General features: G+C 71.8%; 12 protein-coding genes. 4 read left to right on the top strand and 8 right to left on the bottom strand.

Translation table 11 applies throughout. The annotated features are described in order from the left end of the window. Window position 1: 1 nt before the first annotated feature. The gene (locus ACFWI9_RS02230) at window positions 2-1,135 is read right to left on the bottom strand and encodes an acyl-CoA dehydrogenase family protein (protein WP_387158410.1); all 1,134 of its coding nucleotides are present in this window, start codon (window positions 1,133-1,135) and stop codon (window positions 2-4) included. 191 nt (window positions 1,136-1,326) lie between these two features. Between ACFWI9_RS02230 and ACFWI9_RS02225 the strand changes: the two genes are divergently transcribed. Beyond that, the gene (locus ACFWI9_RS02225; RefSeq protein ID WP_387158409.1) at window positions 1,327-2,862 is read left to right on the top strand and encodes a class I adenylate-forming enzyme family protein; all 1,536 of its coding nucleotides are present in this window, start codon (window positions 1,327-1,329) and stop codon (window positions 2,860-2,862) included. 47 nt (window positions 2,863-2,909) lie between these two features. Here the strand turns inward: ACFWI9_RS02225 and ACFWI9_RS02220 are convergent, their stop codons facing one another. The 3 genes from ACFWI9_RS02220 to ACFWI9_RS02210 form a co-directional block, all read right to left on the bottom strand. Further along, on the bottom strand, window positions 2,910-3,191 hold the full coding sequence (locus tag ACFWI9_RS02220) for a hypothetical protein (RefSeq protein WP_387158407.1): 282 nt from the start codon (window positions 3,189-3,191) through the stop codon (window positions 2,910-2,912). 170 nt (window positions 3,192-3,361) lie between these two features. Further along, entirely contained in the window at window positions 3,362-3,874 is a 513-nt protein-coding gene (locus tag ACFWI9_RS02215; RefSeq protein WP_387158406.1) for an EF-hand domain-containing protein, read from the bottom strand. Window positions 3,875-3,995: 121 nt separating this feature from the next. Continuing rightward, the gene (locus ACFWI9_RS02210; RefSeq protein ID WP_387158405.1) at window positions 3,996-4,397 is read right to left on the bottom strand and encodes an STAS domain-containing protein; all 402 of its coding nucleotides are present in this window, start codon (window positions 4,395-4,397) and stop codon (window positions 3,996-3,998) included. 211 nt (window positions 4,398-4,608) lie between these two features. Here ACFWI9_RS02210 and ACFWI9_RS02205 point away from each other — a divergent pair, with 211 nt between their 5' ends. After that, window positions 4,609-5,226, top strand: coding sequence for a sigma-70 family RNA polymerase sigma factor (locus ACFWI9_RS02205; protein WP_387158455.1), 618 nt, complete (start codon window positions 4,609-4,611; stop codon window positions 5,224-5,226). Next, complete coding sequence (locus tag ACFWI9_RS02200; RefSeq protein ID WP_387158404.1) at window positions 5,223-6,536, top strand: maleylpyruvate isomerase N-terminal domain-containing protein; 1,314 nt, start codon at window positions 5,223-5,225, stop codon at window positions 6,534-6,536. The genes ACFWI9_RS02205 and ACFWI9_RS02200 overlap by 4 nt, the downstream gene beginning before the upstream one ends. A 49-nt stretch (window positions 6,537-6,585) precedes the next feature. Here ACFWI9_RS02200 and purU read toward each other — a convergent pair whose 3' ends face one another. Together purU and ACFWI9_RS02190 are read right to left on the bottom strand one after the other, a co-directional pair. Further along, the gene (gene purU, locus ACFWI9_RS02195; RefSeq protein ID WP_387158403.1) at window positions 6,586-7,437 is read right to left on the bottom strand and encodes a formyltetrahydrofolate deformylase; all 852 of its coding nucleotides are present in this window, start codon (window positions 7,435-7,437) and stop codon (window positions 6,586-6,588) included. Window positions 7,438-7,483: 46 nt separating this feature from the next. Next, entirely contained in the window at window positions 7,484-7,930 is a 447-nt protein-coding gene (locus ACFWI9_RS02190; protein WP_387158453.1) for a hypothetical protein, read from the bottom strand. 181 nt (window positions 7,931-8,111) lie between these two features. On the opposite strand from ACFWI9_RS02190, the gene ACFWI9_RS02185 reads away from it, so the two are divergent. Then, window positions 8,112-9,458 (top strand): ABC transporter substrate-binding protein, encoded by a 1,347-nt coding sequence (locus ACFWI9_RS02185; protein WP_387158402.1) that lies wholly within the window; start codon window positions 8,112-8,114, stop codon window positions 9,456-9,458. 114 nt (window positions 9,459-9,572) lie between these two features. Here ACFWI9_RS02185 and ACFWI9_RS02180 read toward each other — a convergent pair whose 3' ends face one another. Together ACFWI9_RS02180 and ACFWI9_RS02175 are read right to left on the bottom strand one after the other, a co-directional pair. Then, a complete protein-coding gene (locus tag ACFWI9_RS02180) occupies window positions 9,573-11,138 on the bottom strand; it encodes a hypothetical protein (RefSeq protein WP_387158400.1) in 1,566 nt (521 codons plus the stop codon). A 123-nt stretch (window positions 11,139-11,261) separates the two neighbouring features. Next, window positions 11,262-12,647, bottom strand: coding sequence for a transcriptional regulator (locus ACFWI9_RS02175; protein ID WP_387158399.1), 1,386 nt, complete (start codon window positions 12,645-12,647; stop codon window positions 11,262-11,264). Between the last annotated feature and the right edge of the window lie 59 nt (window positions 12,648-12,706).

Here is a 12,706-nt window from a genome sequence, read left to right as displayed (position 1 = left end):
CTCAGACCCCCTTCGGCAGGCCGAGTATCCGCTCGGCGACGATGTTCTGCTGGATCTGCGAGGTACCGGCGGCGATCGTGTACGAGAGCGAGGACAGCCGGTCCAGGGTCCACTCCTGCGACATGTCGAGCGCGTCGGGCCCGAGTACATCGGCAGCCGTGTCGTACAGCTCCTGGCGGGCGTGCGAGTAGCGCAGCTTGAAGACGGAGCCCCCGGGCCCCGGCACGCCCCCGCTGCTCTCCGCCTCGCTGACGTTCCACTGGATGAGCCGCCACAGCGCGCCGAACTCCGCCGACAGCCGCCCGAGACGGCGGCGCAGCACGGGGTCGTCCCAGCGGCCGTTCGCACGGGCGGTGCGGGCCAGTTCGACGAGGGTGCGGCGGCAGGCGACGACCTCACCGACGAAGGCGGTGCCGCGTTCGAAGGACAGGGTGACCATGGTGACCCGCCAACCGTCGTTCTCCTCGCCCACCCGGTTGGCCACCGGCACCCGCACCTCGTCCAGGAAGACCTCGGCGAACTCGGTGGACCCCGCCAGGGTGCGCAGCGGGCGCACGGTGACTCCGGGGGCGTCCATCGGCATGGCCAGCCAGGTGATGCCCCGGTGCTTGGGGGCGCCGGGGTCGGTGCGTACGAGCAGTTCGCACCAGTCGGCCACCTCGGCATGCGAGGTCCAGATCTTCGAACCGGTCACGACGTAGCAGTCGCCGTCCCGTACCGCCCGGGTACGCAGCGAGGCGAGGTCGGAACCGGCGTCCGGTTCGCTGAAGCCCTGGCACCAGATCTCGTCGCCGCGCAGGATCGGCGGCAGCCAGCGCTCGCGCTGTGCGGTGGTGCCCTCGGCGGCGACGGTCGGTCCGGCGTGCAGCAGCCCGACGAAGTTGGCGCCGACGTAGGGCGCCCCGGCCTTCTCGGTCTCCTCCAGGAAGATCAGCCGCTGGGTCGGGGAGGCATCCCAGTGGACCTCCCCGTATCCGGCGTCGTGGAGTGCGCGCTGCCAGCCGGTGTCATAGGCCCGGCGCGCGGGCCAGTCACCGGGCGAGGGCTTCGGCGGCAGCTTCGGCAGCACGACGGACAGCCACTCGCGCAGCCCGGCCCTGAAGGCCTCTTCCTCGTCCGTGTACGCCAGGTCCATCGCAGCCCCTCCCGACTCTGACGGACTGTCAGATTTTAACGAGAAGCAGGCTATCCACCCCTCTCCGAACCGACAAGGCCGGACCGGAACGGAACGGCGGGGGCTGGACCGGCAGGGCGAGCAGTCCTACACTCTCCCCACTATCTGACTAATCGTCAGATGCCTGCACGCCGAGTCGGGAGGGTAAGGAATTGAACGCCACCGCACACGCCCTGAGCGCCTCCCGCACCCTCTGGGAGCTGATCGACCGCCGCGCCGCACTCACCCCGGACCGCCCGGTGCTGATCCAGGAAGACCGGGGGCTGACCTTCGGCGAGTTGAGGGACGGCTGCGAGCGTGTGGCGGCCGGGTTGTACGGCATCGGCGTACGTCCGGGCACGGTCGTCGCCTGGCAACTGCCCACCAGGATCGAGACCGTGCTGCTGGCCGGGGCGCTGGCCCGCATCGGCGCCGTCCAGTCCCCCGTCATCCCCTTCTACCGGGACCGCGAGGTGGGCTTCGCGCTCAGCGCGTCGAGGGCCGACTTCTTCGCCGTACCGGGCGAGTGGCGCGGCTTTGACCACACGGCGATGGCCCGGCGGCTCGGCGCGCGCGGTGTCCTCGATGTGTACGAGCCGGGCTCGCTCCCCGACGGCGACCCCGCCGTACTGCCCCCGCCGCCCGCCGACGGCACGGACGTACGCTGGATCTACTGGACGTCGGGCACCACATCGGACCCCAAGGGCGTGCTGCACACCGACCGCTCCCTGATCGCCGGCGGCTCCTGCCTGGCCCACGCGCTGCGGCTGACCGCCCAGGACGTCGGGTCGGTCGCCTTCCCGTTCGCGCACATCGGCGGCGCCGACTACCTGGTGATGCTGCTGCTGTACGGCTTCCCCGCGGTGCTCTTCGAGCAGTTCGCGCTGCCGGACGCCCTGGAGGCCTACCGCAAGCACGGGGTCACCACGGCGGGCGGCTCCACCGCGTTCTACTCGATGTTCCTGGCAGAGCAGCGCAAGCAGCCGGACGAGCCGCTGATCCCGACCCTCCGCCTGCTGGCGGGCGGCGGCGCGCCCAAGCCGCCCGAGCTGTACCACTCCGTGGTCCGCGAGATGGGCGTACAGCTGACCCACGGCTACGGAATGACCGAGGTCCCGATGATCACCATGGGCGCACCGGACGACACCACCGAGCAACTGGCCACCACGGAGGGCAGGCCCCCCGAGGGCATGGAGATCCGCATCGTGGACGGCGAGGTACGGCTGCGCGGCGAAGCCGTCTGCCAGGGCTATCTGGACCCGGACCAGACCGCCGCCGTCTTCGACGCGGACGGCTTCCTGCGCACCGGGGACCTCGGCCATCTCACCGACTCGGGCCATCTGGTGCTCACCGGCCGCCTCAAGGACGTGATCATCCGCAAGGGCGAGAACATCTCAGCCAAGGAGATCGAGGACCTCCTCCACGCACACCCGGCCGTCACCGACACGGCGGTGATCGGCCTCCCCGACCCCGAGCGCGGCGAACGCGTCTGCGCGGTGCTCGAACAGCCCGACGGCGCGGCCCCGTTGACCCTCGCCGAGGTCACGGCGTATCTGCGCGACGCGGGGCTGTCCGTGCACAAGCTGCCGGAGCAGGTCGAGGTGGTGACGGCGCTGCCGCGCAACGAGACACTGCGGAAGGTACTGAAGTACAAGCTCCGCGAGCGCTTCGGTGGAGGGGGAGATGGAGTCGGGAGCGGGTCGTCCTGAGGCCGTACCCGAGCGTGCCCGTACTCGTACCCGTGCGTACCCGTACCTCAGTGCGTCGGGAGGTTCCGCGTCGGCCGCGCGGGGGCGCCGGACCCGTACCCGGCGGCCCGTACGGGAGCTTCAGCGACGTAGGCGGTCGGCGGCGAGCGGATCGGGTCGGCCAGTGCCAGGAAGCCGACGGGCCGGGCGGTCCATTCCACCCAGGTGCCGCGGGTGTTGAGGGAGAACCCGCAGGGTTCCCTTCGGTGCAGGGCGGCGAGTGCGCACCTGGAGCGCCTCCAGCACATCCGCGCCCTGCTCACCGCCCGTGCGGCCGCGACCGACGCCACTCGGCTCCAGCGCTACAGCGGTGCCGGTTTCACCGATGACCTGCGTCGTCGCGCCGAAGGCGCCCCCCGTCCGGTTGATCGACGCGTTTCGTCCGTACAACGGCGACGGAGCACCGCTCGGGTGCCTGAAGCCCCGTCGAGACGGCGGGGCTTCGCCGGCTGCTCGGACTCTACGGCTCGGGCGTGACGTAATAGGCCGCGAACGCCTCCAGGATCTGGTCCTCGCTGATCCTGCCGTCGCCGTCAGCGTCCAAAGCCGCGGCCACCAGGGCGCTCCGCTCCTGCTCGACGCCGAGGACACGGAGCACACGCTCGGCGCTGTCCGGGGTGACGCCCGCGCCGTCCTCGTCGGCGATGGCGATCAGGGCGTGGAGGAAGGGCCGGGCGATCTCGGCGAAGCGGCGCGGGTTGTCGCGGAGCCGCTTCACCGCGCCGGTGATGAACTCCTCGCGGGTGACCCGCTGGTCGCCGTCGACGTCGGCGATGCCCGCCATGCCCTGCCAGAACGCCTCGGCGCCCGAATAGAGGTCCTGTCCCTTGGCCGAGCGTGCCGTCGTGCCGAACTCGGCGAGGATCGCCTTGGCCGCCTGGTTGAAGTCCGCCCGGTCGATGTAGCCGTTGCCGTCCTGGTCGAACTCGGCGAACCGGTGGGCGATCTTCCGCTCGTAGTCTGCGCTGTCCATGCGGGGAGACTACGACGTTCCGGGCCGGTCGCGCTCACCTTCCACCGACCTGCGGCGATGCTGAGACGATACGACGACAATCGGGGCGGCCCGGACGCCTGCGCGGAGAGTGACGCGGTGCCTACGCGGAGAGTGGTTCGGCCTCGTCGTCCACGGCCACCACGGCGCTCTCGTACACGTCGAAGAGCCGGCGTACGCCCAGTGCCGCGAGCACCCTGTTCACATGCGCGCCCTGGACGGCGGTGGCGTCTTCCGCACCCCCGGCGGGCAGGATGAGGCGCAGCCGGCCGCGGCAGGAGCGGAGCAGGCGGCGGGCGGCGATCAGCACGCCGACGCCGCTGGAGTCGCAGAAGACGACCCCGGACAGATCCAGCACCACATCGCGGCGGCCCCGGGCCACCGCCTCGTGTACCTGGCGGCGGACCACGGGTGAACTGACCAGGTCGAGCTCGCCCTGTATGCGCAGCACGGTCCACGGGCCGTGTGCGATTCCCTGGATTTCCTCGACTTCGACCTCGACCATCACACATCCCGCGATCCGGAGGTTCGCCTTCCAGACCCCGCTTCCCAGCCGTCGCAGGGTCAAACCCGCATGGGCGGACTTGCCGCAAAGATGCGTGGTCCCGTGATGCGGCCCACTACATTCGAAGCAGCGAAGACGACTGACGAGTAGCAAGCCGGAAACTCCCGGAATGTCTGATCAGACCGTAACGGGCGGAGGTTGGGGGCGCCGGATGGCCAAGGACACACCGCCCCGCTGGGACCGCAAGATGCAGCAGCGGCTGGCGCGCGGCGAGGCGGCGGCGCTCGGCGAGCTCTACGACCGGTTCGCCTCGCTCGTGCACAACCTGGCCCACCGGGTGCTGGACGACGACGAAGCGGCTGACCAGATCACCCGTGAGGTCTTCGGCTATGTGTGGGAGAACCCGGACGCCTACGACCCCAAGCAGGGCTCCATGCGCTCCTGGGTGGCCAGGCTCACCCACAAGCAGGCCGTGCACCGGCTGCGGCAGCAGGAGGCCGTGGCCCATGCCGGCAGCAGCAGCGGCGGCTCCGCCGAGGAGCTCGAGGCGCGGGAGGCGCTGGAGGAGAGGGTGCGCCGGGCGTCGGTGGCCGCACGGGCCGACTACATCGTGACGTCGATGCCCTCCTCCCTGCGGGCCGCGCTCCACCTGGCGTACCGCGAGCGCCGCGACTACCGGCAGGCCGCTTCGGAGCTCGACATCTCGGCAGACGAGGCCCGGCGGCGGCTGAGGCTGGGGCTGCAACTGCTGTCCACCGCGCACACCCGCCCACTCGCCGGCGGCTCGTCGCCCCCTGGCCCGCCGCCCGGTCACGGACGTATCCGGTGACCGGCCCGCTCGGCGGCGGCCGGGGCCCGGACGGGCCCGACGACGGGCCGGGCGCCGCGCCGCGCATCCCGGGTCCGCGGGCGGCGGGGGACGATCTCGATCCGCCGCCGTTCCTGCTGCCACCGGTGAGCACGGTGCATTCCGCGACTCCGGTGGCTGTGCCGCAACTGCCGCACAACGTGCTGAAGTCGCTGCTCGGCGCCTGGGCGCTGGCGGCCTGCTCCACCGAGGAGACCGCTGCGGTCGAGGCACACCTCACCGAGTGCGCGCCCTGCGCGGACGAGGCGCTGCGGTTGCGCGACGCGGTCGGGCTACTGCACAACGATGTCGAGCTGGACCTCGATCCGCTGCTGCGCTCCCGCGTGCTGGAGAACTGCCTGGGCCGCCGCGCCGCACGGATTCCGGTGCCCGCCTGGGCGGCCCCGTACGACACCGAGACCGCGCGTCTCGACGCGCTCCTGCGCGACTTCGGCGAAGCCGACTGGGAAACCCCGCTGCGGCTGAAGTGGTTCGACGGCCGCGAGCCGGTGAGCCGCGGCACCACGGTCGCCGGGGTGATCGGCCATCTGCTGTCCGTGGACGGGCTGGTGGCATCGGCGCTCGGTCTCGATGATCCGGTGGCGCCGGAGGCGGCGACCGGCGCGCCATCGCAGCCCCACCCGACACACGTGCCGTACTCCCCGTACTCCCCTGCCGAGCGCACCGAGCGTTTCTGGCACTCCGCGCGCACCCCGGCCGCCCGGGAGGTCCGTGCGGCCTGGCGTGGTCAGGCCCACACACTGGTGCGCACGGTGTCGTTCGCGGGCCGCGGGGTCGCCGAGCTGTCCGTGTCGTACGGGGACTTCACACTGCCGCTGCGCGACGCACTGCTCGACCGCGCGTTCGAGTGCTGGGTGCATGCCGACGACATCGCTCAGGCGGTCCACTACCCGTACGCCCCGCCCAGCGGCCCGCATCTGCACGACATGATCGAACTGGCCGTACGCCAGCTCCCGGCCGCCCTTGCCGCCCGGCGCCGTGCTGGGCTCGCCGGTCCCGCCCGACGCCTGGTCACGGCCGGGTCGCCCGGCCGTTCCCTGCACCTGGAGGTGGAGGGCGCGGGCGGCGGCCACTGGCACATCCCGCTGGACTCCCCGGGCGCCATCGGCGACCCGGAGCAGTCCGTCGCCCAGATCGCCCTGGACGCCGTCGAGTTCTGCCAGCTCGTGGCGGGGCATGTCATGCCCGCGGAGGTAGCGGTGGGGCAGGAGGGGGACCGCGAGGCGATCCGGGACGTGCTGTTCGCCGCGGCGTCGCTGTCCCGGCTGTGAGGCGGGACGGACTTCAGGGCCACGGGACCTGAGATCGCCCGGGCAGGCCCTAAGCGAAGACCACCGTGCGGCGGCCGTTGAGCAGGATGCGGTGCTCAGCGTGCCACTTCACCGCGCGCGCCAGCGCCTGGCACTCCACATCGCGCCCGATGGCGACGAGCTGCTCCGGGGTCACCTCATGGCCGACCCGCTCGACCTCCTGCTCGATGATCGGGCCCTCGTCCAGATCCGCGGTCACATAGTGCGCGGTCGCCCCGATCAGCTTGACGCCCCGCTCATGCGCCTGGTGGTACGGCTTGGCTCCCTTGAAGCTCGGCAGGAAGGAGTGGTGGATGTTGATGATCCGACCGCTGAGCTGCTTGCACAGGTCGTCGGACAGCACCTGCATATAGCGGGCGAGCACGACCAGCTCCACCCCCTCGGACCGCACCAGCTCCAGCAGCTCGGCCTCCGCCGCCGCCTTGGTGTCCCTGGTCACCGGGACATGGCGGAACGGGATGTCGTACGAGGCCACGAGCTCGGCGAAGTCGGTGTGGTTGGACACCACGGCCGCGATGTCGACCGGCAGCGCGCCGATTCTGGAGCGAAAGAGCAGATCGTTCAGGCAGTGCCCGAACTTGCTGACCATCAGCACCACCCGCATGCGCTCGTCCGCGCGGTGGATCTCCCAGTCCATCTGGAACGAGTCCCCCACCGCGGCGAAGCTGGCCCGCAGCTTCTCCACCGTCACCGGGGTCTCGGCCGCGAAGTGGACCCGCATGAAGAACAGACCCGTGTCCCGGTCTCCGAACTGCCGGCTGTCCTCGATGTTGCAGCCGGTGATGAAGAGATAGCTGGAGACGGCGTGCACGATGCCCTTTTTGTCAGGGCAGGAGAGCGTCAGGACGTACTGATCGGTCATCCTCGTAGCCTGCCACACCTCGCGGGTGCCGACGGCGCGGTGTCCGTCAGGCGGACCGCGTCATGATGCGCAGCACTTCCAGCGTGCGCGGGGGCGCGTCCGGATCCTCGCCGTCGTTGACCGCGAGCCGCATATGCGCCTCGCGCGCCGCCCGTACGGCCTCCGGCCAGCCGTGGTGCTCGACGTACGCGGACACCGGGGCGTCCGCGCCCACCTGGTGCATGATCCGCAGCACCCGCAGCACCGCGACATCGACCAGGGCGGCCTCACCGGAGTCCCGGAAGATCGTCCCGACGTACTTCTCGGCGGACCAGTTGTCCAGCCAGGTGTCCTCGACCAGGCGGTACACGGCGTCGGTGACGTCTCCGTACCCCTCGTGACCCGCCAGCCAGACGTCCTGGTGGAAGGTGGGATCGGAAAGCATGTGCAGCGCCGAGCGCACGTTGCAGCGCCAGCGCCACCAGGGCATGTCATTGAGCGGCATGTCGCCCATGGTGGGGGAGCGACGGCCGCGACGGGAAGAGTTCATTGACGTTCACCTCGGGAGCCTCTCCGGTCGATCGTACGGCCAGCCCTCTCCGGCGACCGCGGCCCCCTGGAATTCACCCGGGTGTCACTCACCGTTGAATCCCGCACACTTCGGCGTTACCCAGGGGGCGGAAGTGTGCGGGTACATGACCGGATGGCGCCGCACCTTCACTCCCCGTCACTACAGGACCGTCGTGGCCCTCGCCCTGTCCACGGCGGTGGCCGGAGCGGCACTGCCGCTCACCGGATGCGGGGTGGTCCCGGGCACATCGGACGGCTCCCGGGAGCCCGTGACCGTGATGACCTTCGCCCCCGAGGAGACACAGGCCACAAACAAGCCGGGGATGCCCGCCCTGGCCGAGGCATACGCCAAGTACGTCAACGCGCGCGGCGGGATCGACGGCCACGAGCTGCGCGTCCTCACCTGCAACGAGCACAACACCGGAGTGGGGGCCGCCGAATGCGCACGCCGCGCCGCCAGGGAGGGCGCGGTCGCGGTCGTCGGCTCCTACAGCCAGCACGGCCGGGCGTTCATGCCGCCGCTCGAAGCGGCGGGCATTCCGTACATCGGCGGCTTCGGGATCTCCGACGAGGAGTTCGCCAGCTACCTCTCCTACCCCATCAACGGCGGTGTGGCCGCGCTGCTCGCCGGCAACGGGCAGCAGCTTGCGGGCAACTGCCGCAAGGTCTCGCTGGTGCGGCCCGACAATATCCTCGGCGACGGTCTGTCCGCCCTCCTCAACGCGGGTCTGTCCCAGGGCAGGCAGAAGCCGTCGTCCGACATCAGGGCCGCCGAGGACTCATCCGAGTACGCGCGGCAGGCCGAGCAGGCACTCGAAGCGGCGGGCGGCGAGCGGGGCTGTGTCACCGCCGTACTCGGCGAGCGTACGGAGACCTTCGTCGACTCCTTCCGCCGTGTGCGCGACACGGGCGACGACAGCGAGGACGGCGGCGACGGCGAGGGCGGCGACAGTGGCACCGGCGGCGGGGGGACCTCGGGCGTCCGGATCTCCTCCGTGCTCAGCTCGGTCGACCAGCCCCTGATCGACCGCACAGGCGGCGCGAAGGGCCCCTTCGAAGGCGCCCTCATGACCGGCTGGTACCCGGTCTCCGGGGACGAGCGCTGGGGAACGATGCGGGAGGTGATCCGCGAGCACGCCTTCGGGGACGACCGGATCGACGCGGCGGACGCGGGGGTGCAGACGACATGGATCGCCTACACCGTGCTGCGGAAGGTCATCGAACACCTCGACCGCGCCGAGATCACCCCGGGCGCCATCGCCCACGCGCTCGACAACGGCGCGGCCGTCGACACCGGGGGCCTCACGCCGGATCTGCGCTGGCGCTATGACGACATGCTGGGGGTGGCGGGGCTGCCGCGGGTGGTGAACCGGAGCGTGACGTTCCAGGTGGTACGGAGGGGCAGGCTGGTCGCCCAGCAGGCGGGATTCGTGGACGTCACGTCCACCTTGGAGAACGCGGGCACGGTGTAGTCGCGCGGGCACGGTGCAGTTCCTCCGCGCCACGCCGGGGACGTGCCCGTCTGCCCGCCCGTACGAAGGGGGCGCGCTCCCCCGGCCAAGGCCGGGGGCCCGCGCGCGGCGGTGTCAGAGCTGCGTCGCCCCGCGCTTCGTCAGGTCGTACTTCGCCGCGATCGTGTTCCACAGGCCGGAGGCTTCCCGCTTCGCCGTGGTCGCCTCGCCGCTCGCCCGGTTCCCCTGCGCCGCGTTCTTCGTCTGGCGTGCCTTGCCGTCGCGGCAGCCCTTCTTGCTGTCGACGTCCTTGGCCCACGCCGCGTAGTGGTCGTCCGCCGAAGCAGAAGCCTCCCACGCCTCGGTCAGGGCGCCGGTGAGCTGCTCGTGGTTCTGGAGCTTGTCGACCTCCAGCTCCTTGAGGCGGGTCACCAGGCTCCGGCGCTGCTCGGCCGCCGCACGGAGGTCGGAGGCCGCCTGGTCGAGGTTGTCGCAGCCCTTGATCGACTCGACCGAGCGGATCACCGAGGCGCGGCTGTCATTGCTGTCGGCGAGCAGCTTGTCCAGCTCCTCGGCCTGGGCCTTCGCCGGATCGTCAGCCGCGGCGGCCTTGGTCGGGGAGGTGGCCCCCGGAGTCGCGGCGGCGGCCACGGGCGTCTTGTCACTGTCCTTGTCGTCCCCGCCGCCGAACATCAGGGCGCTGACGCCGAGGCCGATCACGGCGCAGCCCACGACGACCGCCGCGATCAGCGGGAGGCGGGAGGAGCGGCGGCTCGGGGGCTCGTCGTAGCCGACGTAGTCCGGCTGGGCCGGGTAGCCCGTCGGACCGGCGGGGACCGGGGCGCCTGCGGGCCCGGACGGATAGGGGTGCTGCGGGGCGGCGGCGTACAAAGGGTGCCGCTGCTGCCCCGTCACGGAGCGCGGCGGCTGCGGGGACGGCGAGTCGCTGCGGAAGAGGTTCTCGAATCCGGCGGGCGGCTGCGGCTGCGGCCCCGCGGAAGTCCCGGCAGCCATCCCGTACGGGCCCCCAGCAGGCGGGGTCTGCTGGGGTACGGGCGGCAGGTACTGCGTGGCGGCGGCGTCGCCGCCCATGGCCGGAGCCGTGGCATGGGTCGCGGCCTGGCCCTGGGCCTGGCCTTGGGCCTTGGGCCGCAGCCCGAGGTACTGCGTCGACTCGGCGGGCGCCTCGGGCGGGAGCGGCCCAGGAGCGCTCGGCACGGGCGGGATGAACTGCGTCGCCGCGGCATCCGCCCCACCGCCAGGAGCGCTCGGCACGGGCGGGATGAACTGCGTCGCCGCGGCATCCGCCCCACCGCCAGGAGCGGCCGGCACCGGCGGGATGAACTGCGTCGCCGCGGCATCCGCCCCACCGCCTGGAGCAGCCGGCACCGGCGGGATGAACTGCGTCGCCGCGGCGTCGGCACCGTACTGCTGCTGGGACTGCGGCTGCGGGTGCGCCCCATGCCCCGCCCCGGGCTGGGCCCCCTGTGGCTGCTGCGACTGCGGCTGCCCCGGGCCCCACGGCGCACCCCACGGCGCACCGCCGGTCGGGGCGGACTGCTCGCCGCTGACCCCCGGTATCCAGGGCCCGTTGCCATCTGCGGGCAGCACGACACCTTCGTGTGCGGGCAGCGCGGCGCCGGTGGCGCCGGGAGCGCCGCCGGGGTGCTGCGTCTCGTCACCCTGTCCGCTTCGCGTCACCGGGACTCCTACACGTGGACCTACGGAACCGTCGGCCCACGCTACCGGGTGCACGAACTCGTCCGCACATACGTGTGGCCCCCGTAACAAGAACCGGCTGCGAGACGCTGATCCTCGTTCTTGCTACGGGACGGTCTGGAGCTCCAGCCTCGCCCCGAACTCCCGTACCACCGACTCGTCCGCGAACGGTTCGAGCCGGCGCCGGAGGTCCTCCAGATACTCCACACCCCGACTCGACCGCAGGGTGCCGAGCAGCTCCGCCGCCCGGGTCCCGGTGTGACAGGCGGCCTCCACCTCGCGCTGCTGGACCTGGGCCGTCGCCAGCAGCACCAGACCGATGGCCCGGCGCCGGGCCCGGGTCTCGGGGTGCCCTTCGAGCGATTCGGCGGCGCGGCGCGCAGCCGATTCCGCCTGGCCCAGGTCGCGGTGGCAGTGAGCCAGCTCGTCCGCCAGATAGGCATGGTCGAAATGCGCGATCCAGACCGGGTCGTCGCCGGACGCCGGATCCGCCGCATCCAGGGCCGTCAGCGCCTTGCCCGCGACCTCGTGGCAGGCGCGGGCGTCACCGAGCAGCGCGTGGCCGCGCGCCTCGGCGGCGTAGAACATGGCCTCGGCCCGGGGTGTCACCCGCCCCCGCGAGCCCTCCTGCGCCGCTCTGGCGAGCTGGGCGATCTCCCTCGGGTTGCCGAGCTCCGCCGCGAGATGGCTCATCGACGCGGCCAGCACATAGCCGCCGTAGGCCCGGTCCCCGGCCGCCTGCGCCAGCCGCAGCGCCTGGATGTAGTAGCGCTGGGCGAGCCCGGGCAGGCCGGTGTCCACGGCCATGTATCCGGCCAGTTCGGTGAGCCGGGCCACGGCGGCGAACAGCCGGCGGCCGACCGGTTCGCGGTACGAGCCCGAAAGGAGCCCGGACACCACGCTGTTGAGGTAGTGCACCACGACGGGACGCACATGTCCGGCCCCGAAGCGGTGGTCCAGCGTCTTGAGCGCCTCCGTCATGGCCTCCACGGCCTCGACGTCCGCGACGCCCACCCGGGGGCCTGCCGTACGCTCCACCAGCGCGTCAGCACCCGTGATCAGCCAGTCCCGGCTGGGCTCCACCAGTGCCGAAGCGGCGACCGTGGAGCCGGACAGGAAGTCGCGGCGGCCCACATCGCTGCGCCACAGCTCGCAGACCTGCTCGATGGCGCCGAGCACGGTCGGGGCGAACTGGAGCCCGACACCCGACGCCAGGTTCTTGCCGTTGGCCATGCCGATCTCGTCGATCGTGACCGTGCGGCCCAGCTTGCGGGCCAGCGCCTCCGCGATGATCCCGGGAGCGCGGCCGCGCGGCTGCTGTCCGCGCAGCCAGCGTGCGACGGACGTCTTGTCGTACCGCAGATCCAGTCCGCGCTCCGTCCCCACCATGTTGACCCGGCGGGCGAGACCGGCGTTGGAGCAACCGGCCTCCTGGATGAGCGCTTGCAGCCGTTCGTTGGGCTGGCGGGCGACAAGTGGCCTCGCTGCCATGACAACAACCCCCTGTACCGGATGTACCGGACCGCCCAGTGAGCGATCTCCCATTGATC

The organism is Streptomyces sp. NPDC127084, from assembly GCF_042724175.1.
GTDB lineage: Bacteria > Actinomycetota > Actinomycetes > Streptomycetales > Streptomycetaceae > Streptomyces.
This window is presented reverse-complemented; position numbering and strand designations above follow the sequence as displayed.